The 24,242-nt window shown below is 70.7% G+C and carries 23 protein-coding genes and 1 pseudogene; 8 read left to right on the top strand and 16 right to left on the bottom strand.

All coding sequences use genetic code 11. The features are described 5' to 3' along the window. Positions 1–37: 37 nt before the first annotated feature. Positions 38–1,003, top strand: a complete 966-nt coding sequence (locus E3T33_RS06660) for a Pvc16 family protein (RefSeq protein WP_134574991.1) — start codon at positions 38–40, stop codon at positions 1,001–1,003. Between the two features lie 110 nt (positions 1,004–1,113). Here E3T33_RS06660 and E3T33_RS06655 read toward each other — a convergent pair whose 3' ends face one another. From E3T33_RS06655 to E3T33_RS06645, 3 genes and pseudogenes are all read right to left on the bottom strand, one after another. Beyond that, positions 1,114–1,533 carry a hypothetical protein gene (locus E3T33_RS06655; RefSeq protein WP_134575007.1) on the bottom strand — a complete coding sequence of 140 codons (420 nt, stop codon included), beginning with the start codon at positions 1,531–1,533 and terminating at the stop codon, positions 1,114–1,116. A gap of 12 nt (positions 1,534–1,545) precedes the next feature. Next, positions 1,546–2,394, bottom strand: coding sequence for a DUF429 domain-containing protein (locus E3T33_RS06650; RefSeq protein ID WP_134574990.1), 849 nt, complete (start codon positions 2,392–2,394; stop codon positions 1,546–1,548). Positions 2,395–2,614: 220 nt separating this feature from the next. Next, positions 2,615–3,082, bottom strand: a pseudogene (locus tag E3T33_RS06645) (RNase H family protein); the annotation flags it as partial. A gap of 99 nt (positions 3,083–3,181) precedes the next feature. On the opposite strand from E3T33_RS06645, the gene E3T33_RS06640 reads away from it, so the two are divergent. Further along, complete coding sequence (locus tag E3T33_RS06640) at positions 3,182–3,439, top strand: MoaD/ThiS family protein (protein WP_338419131.1); 258 nt, start codon at positions 3,182–3,184, stop codon at positions 3,437–3,439. Positions 3,440–3,520: 81 nt separating this feature from the next. Here the strand turns inward: E3T33_RS06640 and E3T33_RS06635 are convergent, their stop codons facing one another. The 4 genes from E3T33_RS06635 to E3T33_RS06620 all read right to left on the bottom strand — a co-directional run bounded on the left by E3T33_RS06635 (position 3,521) and on the right by E3T33_RS06620 (position 7,472). Continuing rightward, the gene (locus E3T33_RS06635) at positions 3,521–4,420 is read right to left on the bottom strand and encodes a metallophosphoesterase (RefSeq protein ID WP_166784425.1); all 900 of its coding nucleotides are present in this window, start codon (positions 4,418–4,420) and stop codon (positions 3,521–3,523) included. Between the two features lie 319 nt (positions 4,421–4,739). After that, the gene (locus tag E3T33_RS06630) at positions 4,740–5,153 is read right to left on the bottom strand and encodes a molybdenum cofactor biosynthesis protein MoaE (RefSeq protein ID WP_092321204.1); all 414 of its coding nucleotides are present in this window, start codon (positions 5,151–5,153) and stop codon (positions 4,740–4,742) included. Further along, entirely contained in the window at positions 5,146–6,195 is a 1,050-nt protein-coding gene (gene moaCB / locus E3T33_RS06625; RefSeq protein ID WP_092321331.1) for a bifunctional molybdenum cofactor biosynthesis protein MoaC/MoaB, read from the bottom strand. The genes E3T33_RS06630 and moaCB overlap by 8 nt, the downstream gene beginning before the upstream one ends. A gap of 80 nt (positions 6,196–6,275) precedes the next feature. Next, the gene (locus tag E3T33_RS06620; protein ID WP_241976976.1) at positions 6,276–7,472 is read right to left on the bottom strand and encodes a ThiF family adenylyltransferase; all 1,197 of its coding nucleotides are present in this window, start codon (positions 7,470–7,472) and stop codon (positions 6,276–6,278) included. Positions 7,473–7,528: 56 nt separating this feature from the next. Here E3T33_RS06620 and modA point away from each other — a divergent pair, with 56 nt between their 5' ends. From modA to E3T33_RS06605, 3 genes are all read left to right on the top strand, one after another. Further along, on the top strand, positions 7,529–8,308 hold the full coding sequence (gene modA / locus E3T33_RS06615) for a molybdate ABC transporter substrate-binding protein (RefSeq protein WP_198417118.1): 780 nt from the start codon (positions 7,529–7,531) through the stop codon (positions 8,306–8,308). 245 nt (positions 8,309–8,553) lie between these two features. Continuing rightward, on the top strand, positions 8,554–9,339 hold the full coding sequence (locus E3T33_RS06610; protein ID WP_241976980.1) for an ABC transporter permease: 786 nt from the start codon (positions 8,554–8,556) through the stop codon (positions 9,337–9,339). Then, entirely contained in the window at positions 9,336–10,496 is a 1,161-nt protein-coding gene (locus tag E3T33_RS06605; protein ID WP_092321205.1) for an ABC transporter ATP-binding protein, read from the top strand. Before E3T33_RS06610 ends, E3T33_RS06605 begins: the two co-directional genes overlap by 4 nt. Before the next feature lie 154 nt (positions 10,497–10,650). Here E3T33_RS06605 and E3T33_RS06600 read toward each other — a convergent pair whose 3' ends face one another. After that, positions 10,651–12,258, bottom strand: a complete 1,608-nt coding sequence (locus tag E3T33_RS06600; protein WP_134574988.1) for a molybdopterin-dependent oxidoreductase — start codon at positions 12,256–12,258, stop codon at positions 10,651–10,653. A 282-nt stretch (positions 12,259–12,540) separates the two neighbouring features. On the opposite strand from E3T33_RS06600, the gene E3T33_RS15210 reads away from it, so the two are divergent. Beyond that, positions 12,541–12,684 carry a hypothetical protein gene (locus tag E3T33_RS15210; protein ID WP_166784424.1) on the top strand — a complete coding sequence of 48 codons (144 nt, stop codon included), beginning with the start codon at positions 12,541–12,543 and terminating at the stop codon, positions 12,682–12,684. 95 nt (positions 12,685–12,779) lie between these two features. Here E3T33_RS15210 and E3T33_RS06590 read toward each other — a convergent pair whose 3' ends face one another. After that, on the bottom strand, positions 12,780–13,169 hold the full coding sequence (locus E3T33_RS06590) for a TraR/DksA C4-type zinc finger protein (protein ID WP_166784423.1): 390 nt from the start codon (positions 13,167–13,169) through the stop codon (positions 12,780–12,782). 73 nt (positions 13,170–13,242) lie between these two features. Here E3T33_RS06590 and E3T33_RS06585 point away from each other — a divergent pair, with 73 nt between their 5' ends. Continuing rightward, the gene (locus tag E3T33_RS06585) at positions 13,243–15,741 is read left to right on the top strand and encodes a DEAD/DEAH box helicase (RefSeq protein ID WP_092321208.1); all 2,499 of its coding nucleotides are present in this window, start codon (positions 13,243–13,245) and stop codon (positions 15,739–15,741) included. Between the two features lie 11 nt (positions 15,742–15,752). Here the strand turns inward: E3T33_RS06585 and E3T33_RS06580 are convergent, their stop codons facing one another. Further along, positions 15,753–17,030: an MFS transporter gene (locus tag E3T33_RS06580; RefSeq protein WP_092321209.1), complete on the bottom strand. Its 1,278-nt coding sequence runs from the start codon at positions 17,028–17,030 to the stop codon at positions 15,753–15,755. A gap of 60 nt (positions 17,031–17,090) precedes the next feature. Between E3T33_RS06580 and E3T33_RS06575 the strand changes: the two genes are divergently transcribed. Continuing rightward, complete coding sequence (locus E3T33_RS06575) at positions 17,091–18,140, top strand: Gfo/Idh/MocA family oxidoreductase (protein WP_092321210.1); 1,050 nt, start codon at positions 17,091–17,093, stop codon at positions 18,138–18,140. Positions 18,141–18,198: 58 nt separating this feature from the next. On the opposite strand, the gene E3T33_RS06570 is transcribed toward E3T33_RS06575, so the two are convergent. The 6 genes from E3T33_RS06570 to E3T33_RS06545 form a co-directional block, all read right to left on the bottom strand. Then, complete coding sequence (locus tag E3T33_RS06570) at positions 18,199–18,732, bottom strand: hypothetical protein (protein WP_134574986.1); 534 nt, start codon at positions 18,730–18,732, stop codon at positions 18,199–18,201. Between the two features lie 159 nt (positions 18,733–18,891). Then, on the bottom strand, positions 18,892–19,803 hold the full coding sequence (locus tag E3T33_RS06565; protein WP_092321211.1) for a rhodanese-like domain-containing protein: 912 nt from the start codon (positions 19,801–19,803) through the stop codon (positions 18,892–18,894). Between the two features lie 85 nt (positions 19,804–19,888). Next, entirely contained in the window at positions 19,889–20,539 is a 651-nt protein-coding gene (locus E3T33_RS06560; protein WP_134574985.1) for a LysM domain-containing protein, read from the bottom strand. A gap of 97 nt (positions 20,540–20,636) precedes the next feature. Beyond that, the gene (locus tag E3T33_RS06555) at positions 20,637–22,013 is read right to left on the bottom strand and encodes an L-serine ammonia-lyase (RefSeq protein WP_092321335.1); all 1,377 of its coding nucleotides are present in this window, start codon (positions 22,011–22,013) and stop codon (positions 20,637–20,639) included. Positions 22,014–22,158: 145 nt separating this feature from the next. After that, positions 22,159–22,659: a CoA-binding protein gene (locus E3T33_RS06550; protein WP_241982852.1), complete on the bottom strand. Its 501-nt coding sequence runs from the start codon at positions 22,657–22,659 to the stop codon at positions 22,159–22,161. Between the two features lie 134 nt (positions 22,660–22,793). Further along, the gene (locus tag E3T33_RS06545) at positions 22,794–24,089 is read right to left on the bottom strand and encodes an O-acetylhomoserine aminocarboxypropyltransferase/cysteine synthase family protein (protein ID WP_092321214.1); all 1,296 of its coding nucleotides are present in this window, start codon (positions 24,087–24,089) and stop codon (positions 22,794–22,796) included. Positions 24,090–24,242 lie beyond the last annotated feature (153 nt).

The raw sequence follows: 24,242 nt of genomic DNA, 5'->3' as shown, positions 1-24,242 counted from the left end.
ACAAATCACGGCGGACGCCGAAGGGAGCCGACCAGGCATGTCATCACTGACGAATTACGGCCAGGCGATTGCGGCCACGACCATGGCCATCCAGGAGTTGCTCGCGTCACCGCCGCTCAACCTGCAGGTCACCGCACGCACCCCGCATTCGACGCGGGTCGGCGTGAGCGGGCCGTCCATGAATCTCTTCCTCTACAGCGACGGCCTGATCAGCTATCGCGAGGAAACCGAGCGGCACGGCCAGAGCCGGATGATCGCGGAGCTCCACTACCTCGTCACCGCGTACCCCGGCGACGACGCCGACGCCGATGCCGCAAGCCACCAGGCCTACGGCGCCGCCCGGGCCGCCATCGAGCGCCACCCCGTGGTTCCCGTGCAGGTCGCACCGGGCGACACCCTCCAGGTCTGGCTCACCCCGACGCCGATGACGGTGGAGGTGATGTCGGCCCTGTGGCTGGCGTTCGCCTCACCGCTCCGGCTGTCGTTTGGGATCATGGCCGCCTTCACCCTGGACGCCTCAGAGGGGCCGGTCGCGATCGGCACGATCCGCGACGTCGTCACGGCGTCGGGAGCCGGCAGGCTCGCCGTGTTCAGCGGGCCGGATGACGCGGCGAAGTCCGCGGGGGCGGCATCCGTCGCCCAGGCGCTCGGCAAGCCCGTGCTGCAGGTCCCGCTGGGCGAGATCGTCAGCGCCTACCTGGTCGAGACCGAGGGCAAGCTCGCCAGACTCTTCGCCCAGCCCGAGAACGCAGGTGGCGTGCTGCTGATCACGGAGGCGGACTCGCTGTTCGGCGTACGCCCGGAGGCCCTCGACATTCAGGACCCCTACGCCGATGTCGACGTGGCGCAGGTGCTCGAACTCCTCGCGCGTGCCCCCGGACCGGTGATCATCGCCGTGCGCGAGTCGATCGGTCCGGAACTGGCCGACCGGGCCGCGGTGGAGGTGCAGTTCCCGCCGGCCGACCCCGGGCCGGAGACGCCGGAGTCTCCGCCCGCCCCCTGACCACCGCGCGCTCCACTCCCGGTCTGCACTCCCAGTTGAGTTGCGGAGAAACACCCTTCATTTCGCAATTGAAGGTACTTTCTCCGCAACTCAACGAGGAACGCGTCCGCTCAGCGTGCTGGTCGAGCTGCGCGAGGCGGATCCAGGATGCCCTGAAGGAGCAGCACGAGCACGAGCTCGAGCAGGCCGATGCCGAAGTAGACCGCCTGAAGCACGCTGAAGGGGATGACGACCATCTGCACGAAGATCCAGACGAGGATCCCGCACCCCGCCACCGCGCTCGCCGCGTCCGCCCAGCGCTGCCGCCGCAGCAGCAGGAGCCAGGCGACCAGGTGGGTGCCGCCGACCACGACGAGCAGGATGAGGCCGGGCAGCAGGTAGGAATCAAACGGCGAGCCCTCGAGGTACTCGGGCTGCGGTGTGATGCCGAGGGAGCCGATGCTCGGCCCGAACATCAGGGCGAAGCCGCCGCCGGCCGAGGTGAGCGCCACCAGGGCCTGGATGACGAGGAGCGAGCCGCGCCAGACCATCGCCAAACCCGGTCAACCCAGGGCGGCGAGCCGGGCGAAGCTGGGATCGCGGCGCTGTTCGGGCCGTGCGGGGGCGAGGATCGTGGCCCGGTGCCCGTCGACGGACGGGGTGTCATCCGCCCCGAGCACCTGGCTTCGCCCGGCACCGTGCAGCCACCAGAGTGACGCGGTCCAGGCGCTGATCAGCGCGTCGATGAGGTCTTCGCGGTGCTTGTAGTCCCGGTCGAGCAGCGGGGAGCATTCGGTCACGAGCGTGTCGGTCAACGGATGCGACGCCAGGTTCAGCGGCGGCGACGCGTCGGCCAGGCGCCACATGCGTTCGATCAGGTCGTCGCAGACCAGCGCGCGGGCGAGGCGCCGGTCCTGGACCGGCAGCGCCACCCCCATCCGCTTGTAGCGCGGGCGCTTGTCGTCGTAGCCAAACTCCGGGGCGCCGACGAGGGTCGTGTACGGGTAGCACTCGAAGAAGGTGGGTCGGGCGGGATCCGGCTGCTCGAGGCCGTCCGTGTAGGTCCAGCCGGCGGCTTCGAGGCGCTTGCGCAGGGAGACGCCGCCCTGCCAGGGCCGGCCGAGATTCGACGCGTTCGCCGCGACGTGCCAGCGACCGTAGCGGCTGCCCGTTTCGCGTTCGCACAGGCGCATCCCGGTGGGGTTGTTCACGACCAACGGGGCGTCGATGGCCAGCACCGCACCCGGCTCGACCATCGACCCGATCCAGTCGAGCACGGCATCCGTACCCCTGGCCCAGCCGGCGTCGATCACCGTACCGGTTTCGTCGATGCAGGCCAGGCCTGTTTCATTGGCCGGGCGGGCGTCGCTGCCTTCGGCCCACGCCAGGTCGACCCCGAGGAAACGTGTCATAGCTATGGATAACACAGGCCCCGCCGGGGCCGCCCGGGATAGCGGAACGGAACGGCCGCCGATACAATGCGGGCGCGCGGTGCCCCGGTGCCGGGTGTCTCGCGCCGGCTCAGGTGTCGTCGGAGAACGAGAAGAGCAACGGCTGCGCGGTCACCGGCTGCGGGCGGGCCGCGCGCGGTGCGGCCGGTGCGATGATGGTCCGCGGCGCGGGCCGTGAATCCCCCGGGCGCACCCAACCCGGCCCGGCCGGAACGGCGAGGTTGCGCTGGTAGGCCTCGGAGACCGCGCGGGCCCGGGCATCCGCGCCTTCGTTGAGCGGGTGGTTTGCGTGCCCCTTGACCCACTCGAACCGGTACCGACGGCCCACGAGCACCGCGTCGATTTCGATGAGCTGGTCCAGGTTCATGACGGGCTTCCCGTCGGCCTTGCGCCAGCCCTTGGCCTTCCAGCCGCGCATCCATTTGGTGACCGAGTTGATCACGTACTGGCTGTCGCAGATGACGAGCAGCTCGTCGTCGAGGTGCGCGGTGGCGCGGAACAACTCGAGCACGGCCTGGAGCTCACCCTGGTTGTTGGTGGCGTGCTTCCAGCCGCCGGCTCCCCAGCAGGAATCGTCGACGTACCAGGCCCACCCGGCCGGACCGGGGTTACCGAGGGCCGAACCGTCGGCAGCGGCGATGATCGTCATGCGAGCCTTTCCAGGTGGCCTGCCGGGGTGCAGGGCCTCTCCAGTGTGCCATCCCGCGAGGTCCGGATCGTCACACCCGCGTCGGTCTAGAGTGAGGATGTGACATCAACCATGAGCGTGCAGGTGCGGTATTTCGCGGCGGCGGCCGAGGTCGCCGACTGCGACGAAGAGACGGTTCTGCTGCCTCTCGGCGCGACCGTCGGCCAGTTGCGCGCCGAACTCTCGCACCGTCACGGGCCGGGCATGGAGGCCGTGATGGCCTCCGGATCGTTCCTCGTCGACTCCGTCGTCAGCCGTGACCCGGCCCGCCCGGTGGGCGCGCGGGTCGACGTACTCCCGCCCTTCGCCGGCGGCTAGCGCGTATCTCCGACAGCCTGACGAGCCGGGGATATCGCGCCGCGCGGGCCGGCTTGCCGTACTCCGTGGTTACGGAATGCGTCAGCGGGCGACGGCCGGTACGTCGAGCGCGAGGTCCGGTTGACGGCCATAACCATCGATGCGTACCTTGTCCTCCTGCACAGTGACGACCGCATACGCGTTGGCGGGGTGCGCCTCTTCGACCATCCCCTTCAGCGTTACGTAATGGATTCCGTTGACTACTTGATAGGCGCCTGCGTGGTAATGACCGTTGATGTAGGCCACCACGTTGTCATGAGACTCCAACGCCTCCTGGATTGCTGGAGCGTCCCACGCATTTTCGGTGTGTCCTCCTTCGACGGGCATGTGACCGAAGACGATGGCCTTCTGCCCCTTTTCTTCGGCGTCGGCGAGGGTCTCATTCAGCCAGGTCATTTGCTCTTCACCCAGTGCGCCGTTCCACGTTTGAGCGTTATCCGCACCCTCGTTGCGTAGCCCCTCAAGTATTGTCTCGGCCTCTGTGTAATCTGCGGAGCCAGGCTCATTCGCGTAGAGCGATATGTCGTTATTGTCGAGCATGATGAAACGCCACTTCTGGTGGGTGACGTCGTAGTACTCGTTGGGCATATCGAGCAGCGAGACTGCTCTTTCACTCGACGGCCCAGAAGGGAAGTCGTGATTGCCCAGCAAGTTGTATCGTGGGCCCTCGATTTGATTCAAGATCGGAAGGATCGTATCGAAGCTCGCCGGATCGCGATCGATAAGGTCCCCGACCTGGACGGTGAAGTCCACTTTGGACTTGTTGATGGTCTCAGCCGCCTCGGCGAGTTTCTGCGTGGAATCGGCGTAGTACCGGGTACCCCTCGCGGGTCCGTCCCAATACTGGGGATCCGCGATCAGCCCGAACGAGAATGCTGCGCTGCTATTGGGAGCGGGCGAATCTTGCCGGTCCTGGTGCGCTGCGACTGCCGGGGCAGCCATCAGCGACAAACTGAGCGCTGTTCCGAAGAGCTTGGATAGGGCATGCATGGTGACCTCAGATATGTCTCGGGGCTTTTTTGGGGAACCACCCAATTGCACCAAATCAGACTTACGGCCGGTTTGACCTCCGATATATACCAAGTGAACGGGGCTGGAACAGAGTACGGACCGAGCAGCAACGCACGCACACGGACCCGACCCCGGCATCGGCCGCAAAAAAGAGATTAGGTCGGCGTCCAAGGCGAGCGGTGCCGATGGGTCGTTTCGATTGGTGAGGATCGCAGCCGCGGTCGTTTTTAGCCGGCGCGGCGCTCACTGGCTAGAGGCCGACCCATTCCGAGCTGCCGGCGGGGAAGTGCTGGCGTTTCCAGATCGGCACGGTGAGCTTGATCACCTCGACGAGCTCGGCGCACGCGGCGAAGGCCTCCGCGCGGTGCGGGGCGGCCACGGCGGCGACCAGCGCGATGTCGCCGACCCGCAGCGGGCCGGTGCGGTGGATGGCGGCGACCCTGAGTCCGGTGCGGGCGGCGACGCCCTCGCAGCACTCGCGCAGGAAACGCTCGGCCTCCGGATGCGCCTGGTAGTCCAGCGCGGTCACGGCCCGGTCCTGATCGTGGTTGCGCACGATCCCCTGGAAGGACACCACGGCCCCGTTCTCGGCGGAGAGCACGAAGTCGTCCACGGCGTGCGGGTCAATGGGTTCCGCCGAGATGGCGGCCAGCACGTCAGCCACGGCCGGCCGCCGGAAGGCTCGCCCCGTGCGCGGATGTCTCGTGCGCGGGCGCCTCGTGCAGGCCGGAGCCGGACACCTGGTCGACGAGGTGGTCGAGCAGATCGCCCAGCACAGCCAGGCCGTCGCGCACCCCGCCGGCCGAACCGGGGAGGTTGATCACGACCGTGCGACCGGCGGTTCCGGCCAGTCCCCGGCTGAGCGCCGCGGACGGGGTGGTCTCCGCGCCGCGGCGGCGCAGGGCCTCGGCGATGCCCGGCAGCTCACGGTCGAGCACGGCAGCGGTCGCCTCGGGCGTGGCATCCGTGCGGGACACCCCGGTGCCGCCGGTCGTGATGATGACCGCCGGCTGCCCCTGCACCGCGGCGGCGAGGGCGGCGCCGATGTCGGCATCCGCCACCACCAGCGGGGGAGCCGTGTCGTAGCCCAGGCCGCCGAGCCAGGCCGCGATGACCGGGCCGGTCGTGTCTTCGCGCCGTCCGGCGGCGCCCTGCGTCGAGGCGACGATGACCCGAGCGGTGCGGCCGGATGCCTCGGTCGAGCCGGTCTCGGGCACGTCGGGGGCCTCGGCCGTGTCGTCGCGCGTCCAGTGGCCGCGCTTGCCGCCGCTCTTGGAGTCCAGTCGCACGTCGGTGAGGGTCGCGCCCGGGTCGACGGCCTTGACCATGTCGTGCAGGGTGAGCCCGGCGATCGTCACGGCCGTGAGCGCCTCCATTTCGACGCCGGTCTGGCCGCGGGTCTTCGCCGAAGCCTCAATGTCGATGGTGTTCTCGCCGAGCCGGAAGTCGACGGTCACGGAGGAGAGCGGCACCTGGTGGCAGAGCGGGATCAGCTCGGAGGTCTTCTTCGCGGCGGAAATCCCGGCGATGCGCGCGGTGGCGAGCACGTCGGCCTTCGGCAGGTTGTCGGCCCGCACCAGGGCGAGCACCTCCGCGGTCGTGACGAACCGCGCGCTCGCGACGGCCACTCGGCTCGTCTCCGCCTTGTGGCCCACGTCGATCATGCGTGCGCGGCCGTCGGCATCCAGGTGAGTCAGCTCGGTCATGATGTCCATACTCTCGTGTTCGGCACTCGCGCGCGCGACCTGGCGGTCATCCGTGCTCGTTCGACCTTGCGGTCATCCGTTCAGTATCGCCTGAGCGCGAGGTCGATGGTGGCCGCCCAGTCGTCGATGCCGCCCTGCAGGGAGCGCACGCCGACCAGACCGCCACGCTCGAGGATGGCCCTGGCCCGGTCGGAACGCGGCCCGTGGTGGCAGTAGACGACGACGGGCGGGCCTCCCTGCAGCGCGTCCACGGCGGCCTGCGGGTCCCGCTCCAGGTCGCCGAGCGGCAGCAGCTGCGAGCCGGGGAGGCGGGACACCTCCGCCTCCCAGGGCTCCCGCACATCGACCAGGCGCAGTGGCGAGCCCGCAGCGAGGAGCTCGGAAAGCTCCCGCGCGTCGATGTCACGCATGGCGATGCCGGCCGGGGCGGCCGTGCCCGAGCCGGTGTCGGCATCCGTGGCCGTGGCCGTGCCGCAGAAGGCCTCGTAGTCGATCAGCCCGGTGACGGGAGTGCCCTCCGGGTCGCTCGCGTAGCCGACCTCCCGGAACGTTGCGCGCAGGCTGTCATAGATCGTGACCCGGCCGAGCAGCGGGTCGCCGACGCCGCTGACGAGCTTGATCGCCTCGGCCACCATGAGGGCCCCGATGACCGCGCAGACCGGCGGCAGGGCGCCGGCCTCGGCGCAGGAGGGCACCGTTCCCGGTGCCGGCGGCTCGGGGAACAGGTCGCGGTAGTGCGGCCCGCGGGCGGCCCAGCTCACGCCGGCCTGCCCGCCGAACTGGTGCACTGCGCCCCAGACGACGGGAATGCCGCTCAGGAGGGCGGCGTCGTTGGTGAGGTAGCGCGTGGCGAAGTTGTCGCTGCCGTCGAGCACGAGGTCGTAGCCGCTCATGATCTCCAGCGCGTTCGCAGCGGTGAGCATGGTGTCGTAGCCGACCGCGCGCACGGCCGGGTCGAGCGCGGCCACGGTCTCCAGCGCCGACGCGACCTTGCTGCGGCCGACGTCCCCGATGCCGTGGATCGTCTGCCGGGGCAGGTTGCTGGCTTCCACGGTGTCGGCGTCGATGATCCCGATGGTTCCGAAGCCGGCCGCGGCCAGGCCCGGGATGCTTGCGCTGCCCAGCCCGCCGGCGCCGACGACGAGCACCCGGGCGGAAGCGAGCCGGCCCTGGGCGGCCAGGCCGAAGCCGGGCAGGGAAATCGTGCGGGAGTAGCGCGCCACGCGGTCGGGGGACAGCGCGCCGCCCGGTTCAGCCAGCCCGTCGAACATGATCATGCTGCCTAGAATAAGCCTGTCGATGCCGTCAAGGGCGCGGAGACGGGAGGGACAACGTGCCGGGATTCCAGATTCGGTCAGCGGCCGTGGCCTGCGCGGGGCTCGTGCTGCTGGCCTCCTGCGCCTCGGCGGCTCCCGCCGGCCCCGACCCGGATGCGGTCACCGGCACGGTCGTCGTTTTCGCGGCCGCGTCGCTGACCGAGGCGTTCACCGACCTCGCCGACGAGTTCGAGGCCGCGCATCCGGGCACAGCGGTCACCGTCAACCTCGGCAGCAGCGCGGCCCTCGCGCAGCAGCTCACCGCCGGCGCCCCGGCGGATGTCTTCGCCGCCGCCAATGAGGCGGCCATGGGCGTCGTGAGCGACGCGGGGCTGGTGCGGGGAGAGGCCGCGGTCTTCGCCCGCAACAGCCTCCGGATCGCCGTGCCGGCCGGCAACCCGGCCGGGGTCACCGGTTTGGCCGACTTCGCCCGCCGCGACCTGACCGTCGCCCTCTGCGCGCCCGAAGCTCCCTGCGGGATGCTCTCCGCCCGGGTGTTCGCCTACGCCGGGATCACCCCGGCCCCCGACACCCTCGAGCAGGACGTGAAGGCGGCGCTCGTCAAGGTGGAGCGTGACGAGGTCGATTGCGCGCTCGTGTACCGCACCGATGTCCTGGCCGCCGGCGGCGCGGTCGACGGGATCGACTTCCCGGGGGCGGACGAGGCGGTCACCGAGTATCCGATCGCGACGCTCGGGGACGCGCCGAATCCGGGGGCGGCTGAAGCGTTTTTGGACTTCGTGCTGTCCGGCACCGGGAGGGCGGCGCTGGCCGCAGCGGGATTCGGGGTCGGGTAGGCCCGGTCGGGTGCACACGCCCGACGCGCAACCGCCGACGCCGAAGCCGGCTGACGCCGACGCCCGGCGGTTCCGCGCCTCCGGCGGCGCGCGCGCCCTGCTCCTAGAATGAGCGTGTGCCGGCCTTCCGGCCGAGCTGGAGCGGCAGACGGGCGGGGCGGGACGTGGTCGGGTACGAGGTCCGGGCGGACGACAGGGCGGCGGCGCGTGCCGCCGGACGCGCCGGCGACCGGCGGGGTGGCGGAGTGCCGGGCGCGCTCTGGGTCCCCGCGGTCATCGCGATCGCATTTCTCGTGCTGCCGCTGGTCGCCCTCCTCGCGAAGGCTCCATGGGGCAGCATCCCGGAGCAGCTGTTCACGCCTGAAGTCGGGGATGCCCTCCGGCTCTCGCTGCTCAGCGCGCTCGCCGCGACGGCGCTGTGCGTGCTCTTCGGAGTTCCGCTCGCCTGGGTGCTCGTTCGCTCCTCCGACTGGGCCAGCCCGATCTTCCGGCGGGTGCTGCGCGCCCTCGTGCTCGTACCGCTCGTGCTCCCGCCCGTCGTCGGCGGGGTCGCCCTGCTGCTGCTCCTCGGCCGGCGCGGACTGGCCGGACAATATCTCTACGACTGGTTCGGCGTATCCATCCCGTTCACGACGACCGCCGTCGTACTGGCGCAGACCTTCGTCGCGATGCCCTTCCTCGTTCTCGCGGTCGAGGGAGCGCTCCGCGGCGCCGACCGACGCTACGAGGATGCCGCCGCGACCCTCGGCGCATCCCGCTGGCTGATCTTCCGCCGGGTGACGCTCCCGCTCGTTGCCCCCGGCGTGAGCGCCGGCGCCGTGCTCTGCTTCGCCCGCGCGCTCGGAGAGTTCGGAGCCACGATCACCTTCGCCGGCAGCTTCCCCGGTGTCACCCAGACCATGCCGATCTCGGCCTACCTCGCGCTTCAGTCGAATCCGGACGGCGCCATCGTGCTCTCGCTCCTGCTGCTGGCCGTCTCCCTGGTCGTGCTGGTGAGCCTCCGCGACCGGTGGATCGGGGTCGGCACATGAGAGCCCCGGACCGGGCCGGGCAGGCGGCGCTCGAGGCGCTGGTCCTGGTCGAACGGGACGGGTTCCGGCTGGACGTTCGCCTCACGGTGCCGTCCGGGGGAGTCCTCGCCGTGCTCGGCCCGAACGGCGCGGGCAAGACCACGCTCCTTCGGGCGCTCGCCGGGCTGATCGTGCCGAACGCGGGCCGGGTGCGGGTCGGAGACCGGATCCTCGATGACCCGGCCGCGGGCATCCACCTGGAACCGCAGGCGCGCGGGATCGGCGTCGTGTTCCAGGACTACCTGTTGTTCCCGCACCTGAGCGCCCTCGACAACGTGGCATTCGGTCCGCGTGCCCACGGCGTGCCCGCACGGGAGGCGAGGGAGCGCAGCCAGGCCTGGCTGACCCGGGTCGGGATCGGCGACCGGGCCGGGGCGCGGCCGGCGGCGCTGTCGGGCGGGCAGTCCCAGCGGGCGGCCCTGGCCCGGGCGCTCGTGCTCGAACCCTCCGTGCTGCTGCTCGACGAGCCGCTCGCCGCCCTCGACGCGGCCACTCGGATGGACGTCCGCGCGGACCTCTCCGGCTATCTCCGCGAATTCGGCGGAGCCACCGTGCTGGTGACCCACGACCCGCTCGACGCCCTGATCCTCGCCGACGAGATCATCGTGCTCGAGGCCGGCGTGGTGACCCAGCGCGGCACGCCGCAGGAGGTCTCCCGCGCTCCCCGCACCGATTACGTCGCCCGCCTGGTCGGCCAGAACCTGCTTCGGGCCGCGAGCCTGCGGGGGCTGGCGGGGGGCGGCTCCGCGCTGACCCTGGCCGGCGGGCTCGAGGTGTCGAGTGCCGACGAGCCTTCCGCCGCGGGGATGCTCGCGCCCGGCTCCGCGGAGTCCGGGCCCGGCCAGTCGACTCCCGCGGCCGTGTTCTCTCCCTCCGCGGTCTTCGTGCACAGCGCGCGGCCGGGGGCGGGCTCGCCCCGGAACGTGTGGGCGGCGCGCGTCGCCGGGATCGAGCAGCACGCGGCGATCGTGCGCATCCGCTGCCTGACCGAACTCGGCGGTCACACGGTGCTCGCCGACGTCACCCCCGCGGCGATGGGCGAGCTCAGGCTGCGGCCGGGCGACCAGGTCTGGCTCAGTGTCAAGGCCGTCGAGGTGCACCTGACCGCCGCGGCCTGACCCGCCACCTGTGGCCGCAGCGGACGACGGCGGCCCGGACACCGGCGACCGAGTGTGACCGTTCCGGTCGAGTTGCCCGGGTGTGCCGGGCAAACTCGACCGCACGTGACAAAGTCGGAGTCGTCCGCTTTGGGAACAGGTGCCGGGCGATCGGTCAGCCGACGCGCACGGTGATGTCGTGCAGGCCGGTCGCGCCGTCGGGGGCCACAGCGCGGCGGGCCGACGTCTGCACGAGGCCGTCGGCATCCGTCGCCCGCACCCGCAGCGTGTGCTCGCCCGCCGGGGCATCCCAGCTCCACTTCCACTGCCGCCAGGTGTCGGCCGAGATCGCATCGGCGAGGGTCGCGGTGTTCCAATCGCCGTCATCCACCTGCACCTCAACCGCCCGGATGCCCGTGTGCTGCGCCCAGGCGACACCGGCGACGGTGACCGGTCCGGACGCCACCGGGGCGCCCTCCCGGGGCACGTCGATGCGCGAGGAAAGCTTGATCGGCCCGCGCTCCGACCAGCCGCGCGTGGACCAGTAGGCCACCTCCCGGTCGAACCGGGTGAGCTTCAGCTCGACCACCCATTTCGTGGCCGAGACGTAGCCGTAGAGGCCGGGCACGACCATCCGCACCGGGTAGCCGTGCTCCAGCGGCAGGGCGACCCCGTTCATCCCCACGGCGAGGATCGCGTTGCGGTCGTCGGTGAGGGCGTCGAGCGGTGTGCTCGCCGTCCAGCCGTCCTGGCTGCGGGAGAGCACCATGTCGGCGTCGCTGGTCGGCCTGGCCCTGGCGAGCAGCTTCCGGATCGGGTAGCCGAGCCAGGTTGCGTTTCCGATCAGGTCGCCGCCGACCTCGTTCGACACACAGGCGAGCGTCGTCGTGCTCTCCTCGAGCGGCAGCGCGAGCAGCTCGACGAAGTCGATTTCGATCTCGTTCTCGACCATTCCGGTGACCTTCAGCGTCCACTGGGACGCATCGATCCGTGGCACCCGCAGCGCCGTGTCGATGCGGTAGAAGGCGTCGTTGGGGGTGATCAGCGGCGCCAGGCCGGGGACGTCGACGGATGCGCCAGGCGGGATCGGTGCCGCCGGCACCGCGGGCGCGGGCAGGGTGAGCCGGGCCCGAGCGGCATCCGCGGCCCTCGCCCCGGCCTGGAGCAGTTGACCGCCGACGGCCGCGAGGATGCCCACGCCGGCGCTTACCCCGGTCCAGGCGAGGAAGCGTCGCCGGTCGATTGCCCCCGCGGCCTGGTCTGCCTCCGCCGGCGCGCGGCCACGGAACTTCGTCGCGAATACCGTGATGAGTACGGCCGTGATGACCATCGCGACGACCGAGGGCAGTGCGTCGATGGCCGTCGCGTTCGCCCGGGTCACCGCGGCGAACACCGCGAGGCTGCCGAACACGATGGCGATGACGCGGCCGGCCGGAGGACGGCGGAACTCCAGCACGCCGGCGACGGCGGAGAGCAGGGCGGCGGCGAGCCCGACGCAAGCGATGAGCACGGCCTTGTCGGCCGTGCCGAACAGGCTGATCACGAGGTCCTTCAGCCAGGCCGGGGAGAGGTCGATGATGAGCGCGCCGATCACCAGGATCGGGCCGGCATTCGGGGCGAACAGGCCCGCAGTCAGCTCGGCGAGGCCGAGCCCGGCGAGCGCGGCGGCGACGCCGGCCAGGGCCGGGCGCCGCCACGGTCGAAGCGGCGTGGGGTGTGGCGGCGTGGGGCCAGGCTGCGGCGTGGGGCCAGGCTGCTGGGAGGGGGCTTCGCGGGAGGCCATGCGCCCAGCATAGGATCACCGCCGCAGAGTTTCCCGCTGAGCGAGCAGCTGCCGAAAGTCCCCGTTCCTGCCGAGAGTCGCCGCTGCAACGGCGAGTCTCGGCGGAAACGGCGACTCTCGGCGCCCGGACCGGCGCTAGGGCTTCCGGCGGGCCAGCGCGATTGCGGCTTCCGGCGTGGCCACACGGAAGCTGAAGCTCTCCTGGAGGTACAGGTGCACGTTCGCAGCAGGAACTCCAGGCCCATGCTGAAGTGCTTGAACTCCTCACCCAGAGAGTCGGTCATGATCGCGCGCGCCGTCGCATCCGGATCGAGCGAAATCCTCTGCTCGTACCAGCCGATCGCCTCGGCCTCCTCGGTGAGGTTCGCGCACATCCGGGCGAAGGTCCGCGTCTCGGCGGACAGCTCCCCGGCCGGCTCGTGGTAGTGGTCAATACCCATCGGGACTCCTTCTTCGGACATGGCGGCCACGCGCTCGCCATGTCGCTGTCGAGGAGCTCGGGGCGTTTGCCTGAAATGGGGTCAGGCAGTCCGTGCCGTTTCGAGTTCCCGCGCGCAGGCGATGCACAGTGCGGCCGCGGGGCGGGCCTCCAGCCGGGCGCGGCCGATCGGTTCGCCGCGGCGCAGGCAGACGCCGTAGGTTCCATCCGCGATGCGCTGCAGCGCCCGGTCGATCCCCGCCAGGCGCTCCGCGAGCTCGCTGTGCACGCCCGACAACGTCGACCACTCGGCAGACAGGGTGGGGCCGTCCGGGTCGTGCTCGTCGTCCGCGGATGCGTCGCTCCTGGCCTCGCGCACCTCACCGAGCGAACCGGTCAGCCGGTCGAGGTCGGCCGCGGTGTCCAGCCGCTCCCGGCGAAGGAGCGTCTCGAAGTGCGCCAGCGCGGAAACCGCGAACCGTGATTCGGCCATGAGCCATTCTCCCACCGGTCCGGAATCACCGGTGTGAGGAATGACGGGCGGGATAGGGCAGGATCGAAGGATCATGGCAACCCTCACCGCCCTCCCTCACGTCACCGACCCCGATGTTCTGTTCGAGGCGTTCGAACTGTGGGCCGGGCAGCAGGGCCTGGCGCTGTACCCGGCGCAGGAGGAGGCGCTGATCGAGATCGTCTCCGGCGTGAACCTCATCCTGAGCACCCCCACCGGCACCGGCAAATCGCTCGTGGCCGTCGGCGCCCACTTCGCGGCCCTCTCGGCCGGAAAGCGCAGCTTCTACACGGCGCCGATCAAGGCCCTGGTGAGCGAGAAGTTCTTCGCCCTGGTCGAGATCTTCGGCGCCGAAAACGTGGGCATGATGACGGGCGACTCCTCGGTCAACTCGGATGCCCCGATCATCTGCTGCACGGCGGAGATCCTCGCCAACCTGGCCCTCCGCGGCGGCGAGGACACCCAGGTCGACCAGGTCGTGATGGACGAGTTCCACTTCTACTCCGAACCCGACCGCGGCTGGGCCTGGCAGGTGCCGCTGCTTCTGCTGCCGCGGGTGCAGTTCATCCTCATGTCGGCCACGCTCGGCGACGTGACCGACATCGCCGACGACCTCAGCCGGCGCACCGGACGCGCCACCGCCGTCGTCACCGGCGTCGAACGGCCCGTGCCGCTGCACTTCTATTACGAAACCACCCCCGTGCACGAGAGCGTCGAGGACCTGCTCAAGACCGGCCAGGCCCCCGTCTACATCGTGCACTTCTCCCAGGCGGCGGCCCTGGAACGCGCACAGGCGCTGAGCAGCGTCAAGGTGGCCACGAAGGAGCAGAAGGACGCGATCGCGGAGCTGATCGGCGAGTTCCGGTTCACGACCAGCTTCGGCAAGACCCTGTCCCGGTTCATCCGGATGGGCATCGGCGTGCACCACGCCGGCATGCTGCCCAAGTACCGGCGGCTGGTCGAGCAGCTCGCCCAGCGCGGGCTGCTCCGGGTGATCTGCGGCACCGACACGCTCGGCGTCGGCATCAACGTGCCCATCCGCACGGTGCTGTTCACGGCGCTGACCAAGTACGACGGCATCCGGATGCGCCAGCTCAACGCCCGCGAGTTCCACCAGATCGCCGGCCGGGCGGGCCGGGCCGGCTACGACACGGCCGGGACCGTGGTCGTGCAGGCGCCCGACCACGAGACCGAGAACCTCAAGGCCGTGGAGAAGGCCGGCGACGACCCCAAGAAGAAGCGCAAGATCATCCGCAAGAAGGCGCCGGAGGGATTCGTGTCCTGGGGCGAACCGTCGTTCCGGAGGCTCGTCGACGCCGAGCCGGAAACCCTCACCTCGAGCATGCAGATGACCGCGGCCATGCTGATCAACGTGATCGCTCGCGGCGGCGACGCGTTCGCGAACGTGCACGCGCTCGTGTTCGACAACCACGAACCGTGGAAGCGGCAGCTCGCCCTGGCCCGGCGGGCGCTGGGGATCTACAAGACGCTCCGGCAGGCCGGGATCGTGCAGCAGGGCGCGAACGGCGAGATCCGCCTCACCGTCGACCTGCAGGCGAACTTCGCGCTCAACCAGCCCCTGTCGCCCTTCGCGCTCGCCGCCTTCGACCTGCTCGACCAGGAGGCGCCGACCTACTCGCTCGACATGATTTCGATCGTCGAGGCGACCCTGGACGACCCGCGTCCGGTGCTCAGCGGCCAGCAGTTCGCGGCGCGCGGCGAGGCCGTGGCCGCGATGAAACGCGAGGGCATCGAGTACGACCAGCGGATGGAGCTGCTCGAGGAGATCACCTACCCCAAGCCGCTCGAGGAACTGCTCGGCTACGCCTTCGAGACGTACAAGCAGTCGCAGCCGTGGATCGCCGACTTCGCGCTCAGCCCCAAGACCGTCGTGCGCGACATGTACGAGCGGGCCATGTCATTCGGCGAGTTCATCGCCTTCTACAAGCTCGCCCGCAGCGAGGGCGTCGTGCTGCGCTACCTCTCCGATGCCTACCGCGCGGCCCGGCAGACGATCCCCGACGAGGCCAAGACCGAGGACCTGCTCGACCTGATCGAGTGGCTCGGCGAGCTCGTGCGCCAGGTCGACTCGAGCCTGCTCGACGAGTGGGAGGAGCTCATCCACCCCAACCTGGCCGCGCACGAGGCGAACGCCCACGCGGTCGTGCCGCCGGCGCCGCACCGGCTCACCACCAACGTGCGGGCCTTCCGGATCCTCGTGCGCAACGAGCTGTTCCGCCGGGTGCAGCTGGCCGCACTCGAGCACTACGACGAGCTCGGCGACCTCGACGGCGCACACGGCTTCCCCGCCGACACCTGGGCCGACGCCATGGACGGCTACTTCGCCGAACACGACGAGGTGCTCACCGGCGCGAACGCGCGCGGCTCGGGCCTGCTCATCCTCGACGAGGGAGCATCCGTCTGGACTGCCAGGCAGATCCTGGATGACCCGGCCGGTGACCACGACTGGGGGATCAGCGCGACGGTCGACCTCGCCGACTCCGACGAGCAGGGCTTCGCCGTCATCCGGGTGACCGGGGTGAACCGGCTCTAGCGGCCGCTCGGTCAGCGGGGCGCAGGCTCCTCGGCGGTGGCGGGGGCCTCGGGTGCGGTCGGCAGCCGGCGCATCCCGGTGAGCGGGGAGAACGCCACGAACGAGCAGCTCAGCAGCGAACCGGCGAGCGCGATCCACATCGTGGCGACGATGCCGATGTATCCGCCGAGGGCGCCGCTCAGCAGAGAGGCGATGGGCATGACGCCCCAGACGAAGAACCGGATCGACGCGTTCATCCGGCCGAGGAGCCGCGGCGGGCAGAGGCGCTGGCGGAGGGTCACCTGGGTGATGTTGTAGACCAGCACGGTGAACGCGATCACGAATTCGGCGGCGACGAGCACGGCCAGGGAGGCCGGCGCCGGCAGGAACGAGGCGAGCGGGAAGAGCGCGAACACGACGGCGCCGAGCAGGGCGGCCACGGTGATGATCGTGCCCTCGCCCACCCAGGCGGCAAGCCGCGGAGTGGCCAGGGCGCCGAGGAGGCCGCCCACCGCGCCGAACGAGAACATGATGCCGAGGCCGGCCGCGCCCAGGTCCAGGTCGCGCAGCACGTACAGCGGCAACAGAGTGAGGGCCAGGGTGGCGAAGAAATTGGAACTCGCCGTCGTCGCGGCGATGCTGCGGATCAGCGGCTGGCCCCAGACGAACCGCACGCCCTCCGCGATCTCCCGCGGCAACGACTGGCGTTGCGTGCGGTCCGCGGGAACCTCGTCGTCACGGATGCGCCCCAGCATGACGGCCGAGACCAGGTAGGAGACCGCATCGATGACCAGGAGGACGGGGGCGCTGACGACCGTGAGGAGTGCGCCGGCGAGGCCGGGACCGGCGATGCGGGAGACCTGCGAGGTCGCCTCGAGGGTCGAGTTCGCCTGTCCGACCTGCTCCGATCGCACGAGGATGGGGATGTAGCTCTGGTACGACACGTCGAAGAAGACGGTGGCCGCACCCATCACGGCAGCGACCAGGTACAGGTGCCAGATTTCGAGCGCGCCGGCGACCCAGAGCAGCGGGATGGCGGCCAGGGTGACCGCCCGGACGAGGTCGGCGGCGATCATGACGCGGCGCTTGAGCCACCGGTCGACCCACGCGCCCGCGGGCAGCCCGACGACGAGAAAGGCCGCCGTGCTCGCCGCGTTCAGCACACCCATCTCCCACTCGACCGCGCCGAGCAGGGTGACCGCCAGAAAGGGCAGGGCCAGCGAAGTGAACTGCACCCCCAGCACGCTGATGCCCTCGGCACCCCAGAGCCAGAGGAACCTGCGGTCGCGGTGCACATTGGGCGGGGTCATCCGGCCATACTCGTACCCCGTGCCCCTCGCCCGTGGGAACCTGGCGGGTACGTTGGAGGCATGCCAGAGCCCACAGTCGTCACGGCCCCGATCCGCACCGGAATCATCGGCTTCGGAACCTCGGGGCGGATCTTCCACGCCCCGTTCGTCTCCGCCAACCCCGAGTACTCCCTCGACCTGATCGTGACCGCGAACCCGGAGCGGCGGATGCAGGCGATCCACCTCTACCCGGATGCCGAGGTCCTGGCCACCGCCGACGACCTGCTCAACCGGGTCGACGACCTCGACCTCGTCGTGATCGGTTCGCCCTCGGGGACCCACGTCGACCTGGCCCACGCAGCCCTCGATGCCGGCGTGGCCGTGGTCGTGGACAAGCCCTTCTCAGTGACCCCTGAGCAGGGACGCGGCGTGATCGAGAAGGCCGAACGGCTGGGGCTGCTGCTGACCGTCTTCCAGAACCGGCGCTGGGACGGCGACTTCCTCACCCTGCGTTCGCTCCTTGCCGACGGGGCCCTGGGCACGGTTCGACGGTTCGAGTCACGGTTCGAATGGTGGAAGCCCGAACAGGCCAAATCGTGGAAGGCCACGGCAACGGCGGCCGAGGGTGGCGGCGTGCTCTACGACCTGGGCGCGCACCTCATCGACCAGGCCATGCTGCTGTTCGGCCCCGTCGACGATGTCTATGCCGAAGTTCTCACCCGGCGCACGGGAGGCGCCGCCGACGACGACACGTTCGTCGCCCTGCACCACGGCTCCGGCGTGCACTCACACCTGTGGATGAACGGCATGGCCGCGCAGGTCGGGCCGCGGTTCCACGTGCTCGGCTCCACGGCCGGCTATACCAAGTGGGGTCTGGACGGGCAGGAGGTCGCGCTGAAGGCGGGGGCACTGCCCACCGACGACGGCTTCGGCCTCGACGCCGAAGCGACCTGGGGCGTGCTCGGGCGCGACGGCGACCTCGCCCGGGTTCCGACCGAGCGCGGCAGCTACGCGTCGTTCTACGCGGGGCTGGCCGACGCGATGCTCCGGGGAGCGCCGGTGCCGGTCAAGCCCCGCGACGCCCTGCACGTCATCGATGTGATCGAACGGGTTCACCGCCTGGCCGGCTGATCAGGCCGGCTGATCAGGCCAGGGGTGTCGGCCGTTCCAGCCGGACAGGCGGTCGGCGTCAGCTGCCGGATTCGGTGTCGGCCGTGTCGTCCACGTCGTCGGTGTCGTCGTCGTGCCCGGGACCGTGCCCGGGACCGTGCCCGGGACCGTGCCCGGGACCGTGCCCGGTTTCGGTGCTCGTGATGGTGAACGACTTGTCCAGCTTCAGGGTCGCCCGGGTCCCGTCGGACTGGATGATGTGGGCCTCGTAGGCGGCGCCCTCGGCGTCGTTCTCCACCCGCTGGATCTCGGCATCCGGGTATTTCGCGGTGACTGCGGCGGTCACCCTGGCGGCCGTGTCGCCGGTGAGCAGAGCCTCGGCCGTGCCGTCCCGGCCGAGGTGGTCGCCGGCGCTTTCGTCGCGCTCGGGCCCGGTGCCGTCATGGTGGCCGGGGCCGTAGTCGGAGCGGTCGTCCGGCGCAGCCGTCGACGTGTCGTTCGGGGTGTCCGTGGCCGCGGACGCCGACGAGAGGGCTGTCGCGCCGATCGCACCGCCCAGCAGCATGGCGCCCGCGATCGAGGCGCCGATTGCGGTCTTCTGTCTCTTATTCATCTGGTGTCTCCTCCGTCAGCGGCCTCGAGGATTCGGGGCGCGCACTCTGTCGTGACTCCACCGTGCAGGGACCGGCTATCGACGACGTATGACGAGCCTGAAAGACGGCTGGGTATCGGTGAGTGAGCCCGGAAACCGCCGGCCGGGCATCCGCAACCGTCAGGCCACCGTCACGGCCAGGGGCGCATTCTCGTCTGCGGTCCATTCGTTGAGGGAGCCGTCGAAGATGGCGACGTCGCCGTGCCCGGCCAGGGTCAGCGCGAGGGCGCTCGCCGCGGCGGCGATCCCCGCGCCGCAGTAGGTGACGACCCGGCCGCCGGACGCGGCAGCGGGGGCGACGCGAGCCGTCAGCTCGTCGCCGCGGAGGAACGCGTTCGTGGCCCGGTCAACGAGGCGGCCGGCGGGGAGGCTCACGCTGCCCGGGATGTGGCCCCGGCGCGGGCGCGCGCCGGCCTCGCCCGAGAACTCGGCGGCCGGGAGCGAGCAGACGAGGGACGCATCCGTGTCGCCGGCCAGGACCGACTCGACGAACGCCTTATCGACCCACAGCTCGGGGCGCACAACGGCCTCGAAGCGGCGCCCGGCCCGTGCGGCCACGTGGCCGGTTCGGGTGGGGCGCAGCTCCGCCTTCCACTTAGTGAGGCCGCCGTCGAGCACCGAGACGTTGTCGTAGCCGAACGAGCGGAACAGCCACCAGATCCGCGACGCCCACTGGCCGACCGAGCCGTCGTAGACGATGACCCTCGTGTGGTTGTCGATGCCGACGGATGCCGCGGCACGCTCGAACTGCTCGGCGCTCGGGCGGGCGAAGTCGAAGCCGCCGTCGGGGTCGGAGAAGACGTCGAGCAGGTTCGCGAAGATCGCGCCGGGCAGGTGGCCGACGACGAGGTACTGGTCGTAGCCGCTCAGCCAGCGCTGCCCGCCGCCGGGCGCGGAGACCTGCAGGACCGTCGCGTCGAGCACCACGAGGTCTTCGGCCCCCTGGTGGTCGGTGAGCCACTGGGTGGAGACGAGGAGCGAGGACGTAGCGGGGGAGGGGAAGGCTGGGGAGGGACGAACTGGCGAGGACATGCGGCAACGCTAGCCGGGCGGCCCGGCCGCCGCCCGGTCGGCCGCAACAGGAGGTAACGCGTGGCGCGTCCCGCCGTGGGCCGCGCTACCGCTGGGCCTTCCAGTCGAGATTGATGATCTGCTTGATGTAGATGCTCTCGCCCAGCCCCGGCACGGACGGGTTCATCTTCAGCATCATCTGCACCGGCACGTTGAACCGCTGCGCGATGTCGAAGAACGAATCGCCCTCGACGACCGTGTAGGTGAGGAGGGCCCCGCCCCCGGATGCCGTCGTCGTCCCGCGGGCTCCCGGCGTGGAGCCGAGGTCCTGGGCGGGGCCCTGGGGCAGGGGCTTCGGCTCGGCGTTGGGCGTCAGCGTGGGCACCTGCGGATTCGGCACGAGCGGGGCCTCGGCGACGGGCGTCGGCGTCGGGGTCGCGGTCGGAGTCGGTGTGGGCGTGGGCTCGGGGGTCGGGGTGACCGTCGCCGTGACCGTCACGACCGGCGCCGGTGCGGCGGCGCATCCGGCCAGGGCGAGCAGCAGGACCGCGGCGGCCGCCGCGATGGTCGCCCCGGTCGTGGCGCGGCGCAGGAATGTCTGGCTGGTGATTGTGGCCCCCCCGGGATACCTCTCGACTGAGAGCGCCCGCGCGCTTTGGCGCGCCGACGTCCCGCCAGTATAGGCCGCGCCGTCCCGCCGGCGTCCGCCCCAGTCCGCCCCAGTTGGGGGCGCCGGCACGGCGCGCGTCACGTTCACGCCCGGTGTGTGCGCCGAGTTTCACAGTTCCGGTCGAGTTCACCGGGTGCGCGGGGCGAACTCGACCGCAAGAGTCAAATTCGGCGCGGAGGGGCGGTCAGCACTCGATGACGTTGACCGCGAGTCCGCCTTCGCTGGTCTCCTTGTACTTGGTCATCATGTCGAGTCCGGTCTGGCGCATGGTTTCGATCACCGTGTCGAGCGAGACGAGGTGCGTGCCGTCGCCGTGCAGCGCGAGGCGTGCGGCCGACACCGCCGTCGACGACGCGATCGCGTTGCGTTCGATGCAGGGAACCTGCACGAGGCCGCCGACCGGGTCGCAGGTGAGCCCCAGGTGGTGCTCCATGGCGATCTCTGCCGCGTTCTCGACCTGGCGGGTGGTGCCGCCGAGCACGGCGCACAGGGCGCCGGCGGCCATGGCGCAGGCGGAGCCGACCTCGGCCTGGCAGCCGCCCTCCGCGCCGGAGATCGAGGCGTTGGCCTTGACCAGCGAACCGATGGCGACGGCCGTGAGCAGGTAGCGACGGATGCCCTCGGCGTCGGCCCCCGGAACGAATTTCAGGTAGTAGTGGCCGACGGCGGGGATGATGCCGGCCGCGCCGTTGGTGGGGGCCGTGACGACGCGGCCGCCGGCGGCGTTCTCCTCGTTGACGGCGAGCGCGAAGGCGTGCAGCCACTCGGTCGAGGTGTCGCGATCGCGCAGGGGGAGGCTGTCATATTCCTCCAGGCGCATACGAACCTTGGCGGCCCGCCGTTTCACGCCGAGACCGCCGGGGAGCGTGCCGTCGCCCGCCAGTCCGGCCTCCACGCAGGTGTGCATGGCGTCCCAGATCGCGTCGAGTCCGGCGTCGAGCCCCTCGGCGCCGTGGATGGCTTCCTCGTTGGCGCGGGCCACGTCGCAGATGCCGATGTCGTGCGTGTCGCAGAGGGCGAGCAGTTCGTCGCTCGACGCGTAGGGCAGGGGCTGCGCCACGGTCGCCGGGGGGCGGATGGGGTCGCCGTCGCGGCGGATGAAGCCGCCGCCGATCGAGTAGTACGTCTCCTCGAACAGGGGCTGGGCATCCGATTCGCCCCACGCCCGGATGGTCAGAGCATTGGGGTGGCCGGGCAGCCGGGTGCGCGGCTCGAAGGTCACGTCGCTCTTGCTGATCGGGATCTCTCGGGTGCCGCGCAGGCGCAGGGTGGCGCCGTCCTGCAGTTTCGACCAGGCGAATCGCACGTCGTCGGGATCGCAGCTTTCGGGCCGGAAGCCGGCGAGCCCGGCCAGGACGGCGTCGGGCGTGCCGTGGCCGAGACCGGTGGCGCCGAGCGAGCCGTAGAGCGAGCAGGTGATCCGTCGCACCTCCGGCAGGTGACCGCTCGCGGCGAGGTTGTCGGCAAACGTGAGGGCGGCCCTCATCGGGCCAACCGTGTGGGAACTGGATGGACCGATGCCGATGGAGAAAAGGTCGAGAGCCGAGACGTACGCTGTCACGCCCCCCATGTTACGGGGACTGTCGTGCATAAATCGTGCGCGGATCGCGTGTTCTCGCCCCGTTCCTCCCCGCGAAACCGCAGTTGTGCGCGTTATTCCGCCGATATAACGCGCACAACTGCGGTTTCGCGGGGGTGGGGACGGGTTAGCGGATGGTCTTGCGGGCGGTGATCTGGCCGGTGTCGAAGCCGAGCAGGTGCAGCCCTCCGTTGAAGCGGGCGTGCTCGATCTTGATGCACCGGTCCATCACGACCGTGAGCCCCTTCGATTCGCCGTACTCCGCGGCATCCTGGTTCCAGATGCCCAGCTGCACCCAGACCGTCGGCGCGCGGATGGCGAGCACGTCGTCGATGACCGACGGGATGTCGCTGCCGCGCCGGAAGACCACGACGATGTCGGGCACCTCGGGCAGGGAGGGGAGGTCGGGATAGGCCTTCTGGCCGAGGATCGTGTCGGCGTTGGGGTTCACGAAGTAGACACGGTAGTCGCTCGACTGCCGCAGGTAGGTGCCGACGAAGTAGCTCGAGCGGGCCGGGTTCGGCGACGCCCCGACGATGGCGACGGATTTCGCCGCGCGCAGGATCTTCAGCCGCGCCTTCGCGTCGGGCCCGATCCAGGTGCGCTGCGAGTGCAGCAGCTTCGCCAGCGGCGAGCCGGCCGGCACGTCACAGCTCAGGCCGTTGGCCAACTGCACGGTCTCGGTGACGGCGGGCGCGGCATCCGTCGCCGGGGCGGCTGCCGCCGTGTCCGTGTCGGTGACGGTGCCGGTCGTGTCGGTGCTCATTTGCTTCCTCCCACGGCCTGCGCGAGGGCCTGGTCCAGATCGTAGATGATGTCGTCGACGTCTTCGATGCCCACGCTGATCCGCACCCCGCCGGGCTGCACGCCCGCGTCGGCGAGCTGCTGCTCGCTCAGCTGCGCGTGCGTGGTGGAGGCCGGATGAATCACGAGCGTTTTCGCGTCGCCGATGTTGGCGAGGTGGCTGGCCAGGTTCACCGAGTCGATGAACGTGCGGCCGGCGTCCCGGCCGCCCTTCACGCCAAAGCTGAACACGGAGCCGGGACCCTTGGGCAGGTACTTGAGTCCGCGCTCGTAGTGCGGGTGGCTCGGCAGTCCGGCCCAGTTGACGTGGTCGACCCGCGGGTCGGCATCCAGCCATTCGGCGACCGTGCGGGCGTTGTCGACGTGCGCCTGCATGCGGAACGGCAGCGTCTCGACGCCCTGGGCGAGCAGGAACGCGGAGTGCGGGGCGAGGCTCGGCCCGATGTCGCGCAGCTGCTCGGCGCGGAGGCGGGTGAGGAACGCGTATTCGCCGAAGTTGCCCGACCACTGCAGGCCGCCGTAGCTGGGCACCGGGTCGCCGAACAGGGGGTATTTATCGCTGTGCCAGTGGAACCGGCCGCTCTCGACGACGACGCCGCCGAGGGTGGTGCCGTGCCCGCCGAGGAACTTGGTCGCCGAGTGGATGACGATGTCGGCTCCCCACTCGAACGGTCGGGTCAGGTAGGGCGTCGCGATCGTCGAGTCGATGATCAGCGGGATGCCTGCGGCATGGGCTACCTCGGCGAGCCCCTCGATGTCGGCGACCTCGCCGGACGGGTTCGCGACGGTCTCGGCGAAGATCAGCTTCGTCTTGTCGGTGATCGCGGCCGCGTAGTCGGCCGGGTCAGCGCCCTGCACGAACGTCGTGTCGATGCCGAAGCGGCGCAGCGTCACGTCGAGCTGGGTGATCGAGCCGCCGTACAGGTTCGCGCTCGAGACGATGTGGTCGCCGGAACCGGCGAGGCTCGCGAAGGTGATGTACTGCGCGGACAGGCCGCTCGCGGTGGCGACGGCGCCGAGGCCGCCCTCCAGGCTCGCGATGCGTTCCTCGAACGCGGCGACGGTGGGATTGGCCAGGCGCGAGTAGATGTTGCCGTACTTCTGCAGGGCGAAGCGGGCCGCGGCATCCGCGGTGTCGTCGAACACGAACGCGCTCGTCTGGTAGATCGGCAGCGCGCGGGCGCCGGTCACCGCATCGGGGATGTTCCCGGCGTGGATTGCCCTGGTCTTGAAGCCGTACTCGCGATCTGCCATGGCCTCACGGTACCGAAAGGGGCTGGGGCCGGCATGGTGGCGCGTAACAGGGCGCAACGGATGCCGCAGTCGCGCGGGCGGCGCGGGACGTGCGCCGCTGCGCGGGAGTTCGGCCACGCGCGAAGCGGCGCAGCTCCCGCGCGAGGCGGCGCG

It is taken from the genome of Cryobacterium sp. TMT1-2-1 (assembly GCF_004403955.1).
GTDB classification, from domain to species: domain Bacteria; phylum Actinomycetota; class Actinomycetes; order Actinomycetales; family Microbacteriaceae; genus Cryobacterium; species Cryobacterium psychrotolerans.
Note: the sequence above shows the minus strand (reverse complement) of the source record. Positions and strands in the feature narration are given on the sequence as shown.

Coding starts and splice junctions, on each gene's coding strand:
- E3T33_RS06660 (WP_134574991.1), top strand. CDS start 38: ATGTCATCACTGACGAATTACGGCCAGGCGATTGCGGCCACGACCATG.
- E3T33_RS06655 (WP_134575007.1), bottom strand. CDS start 1,533: ATGGTCTGGCGCGGCTCGCTCCTCGTCATCCAGGCCCTGGTGGCGCTC.
- E3T33_RS06650 (WP_134574990.1), bottom strand. CDS start 2,394: ATGACACGTTTCCTCGGGGTCGACCTGGCGTGGGCCGAAGGCAGCGAC.
- E3T33_RS06635 (WP_166784425.1), bottom strand. CDS start 4,420: ATGGCTGCCCCGGCAGTCGCAGCGCACCAGGACCGGCAAGATTCGCCC.
- moaCB (WP_092321331.1), bottom strand. CDS start 6,195: ATGACCGAGCTGACTCACCTGGATGCCGACGGCCGCGCACGCATGATC.
- E3T33_RS06620 (WP_241976976.1), bottom strand. CDS start 7,472: ATGATCATGTTCGACGGGCTGGCTGAACCGGGCGGCGCGCTGTCCCCC.
- E3T33_RS06605 (WP_092321205.1), top strand. CDS start 9,336: ATGAGAGCCCCGGACCGGGCCGGGCAGGCGGCGCTCGAGGCGCTGGTC.
- E3T33_RS06600 (WP_134574988.1), bottom strand. CDS start 12,258: ATGGCCTCCCGCGAAGCCCCCTCCCAGCAGCCTGGCCCCACGCCGCAG.
- E3T33_RS15210 (WP_166784424.1), top strand. CDS start 12,541: ATGATCGCGCGCGCCGTCGCATCCGGATCGAGCGAAATCCTCTGCTCG.
- E3T33_RS06590 (WP_166784423.1), bottom strand. CDS start 13,169: ATGGCCGAATCACGGTTCGCGGTTTCCGCGCTGGCGCACTTCGAGACG.
- E3T33_RS06585 (WP_092321208.1), top strand. CDS start 13,243: ATGGCAACCCTCACCGCCCTCCCTCACGTCACCGACCCCGATGTTCTG.
- E3T33_RS06580 (WP_092321209.1), bottom strand. CDS start 17,030: ATGACCCCGCCCAATGTGCACCGCGACCGCAGGTTCCTCTGGCTCTGG.
- E3T33_RS06575 (WP_092321210.1), top strand. CDS start 17,091: ATGCCAGAGCCCACAGTCGTCACGGCCCCGATCCGCACCGGAATCATC.
- E3T33_RS06570 (WP_134574986.1), bottom strand. CDS start 18,732: ATGAATAAGAGACAGAAGACCGCAATCGGCGCCTCGATCGCGGGCGCC.
- E3T33_RS06565 (WP_092321211.1), bottom strand. CDS start 19,803: ATGTCCTCGCCAGTTCGTCCCTCCCCAGCCTTCCCCTCCCCCGCTACG.
- E3T33_RS06545 (WP_092321214.1), bottom strand. CDS start 24,089: ATGGCAGATCGCGAGTACGGCTTCAAGACCAGGGCAATCCACGCCGGG.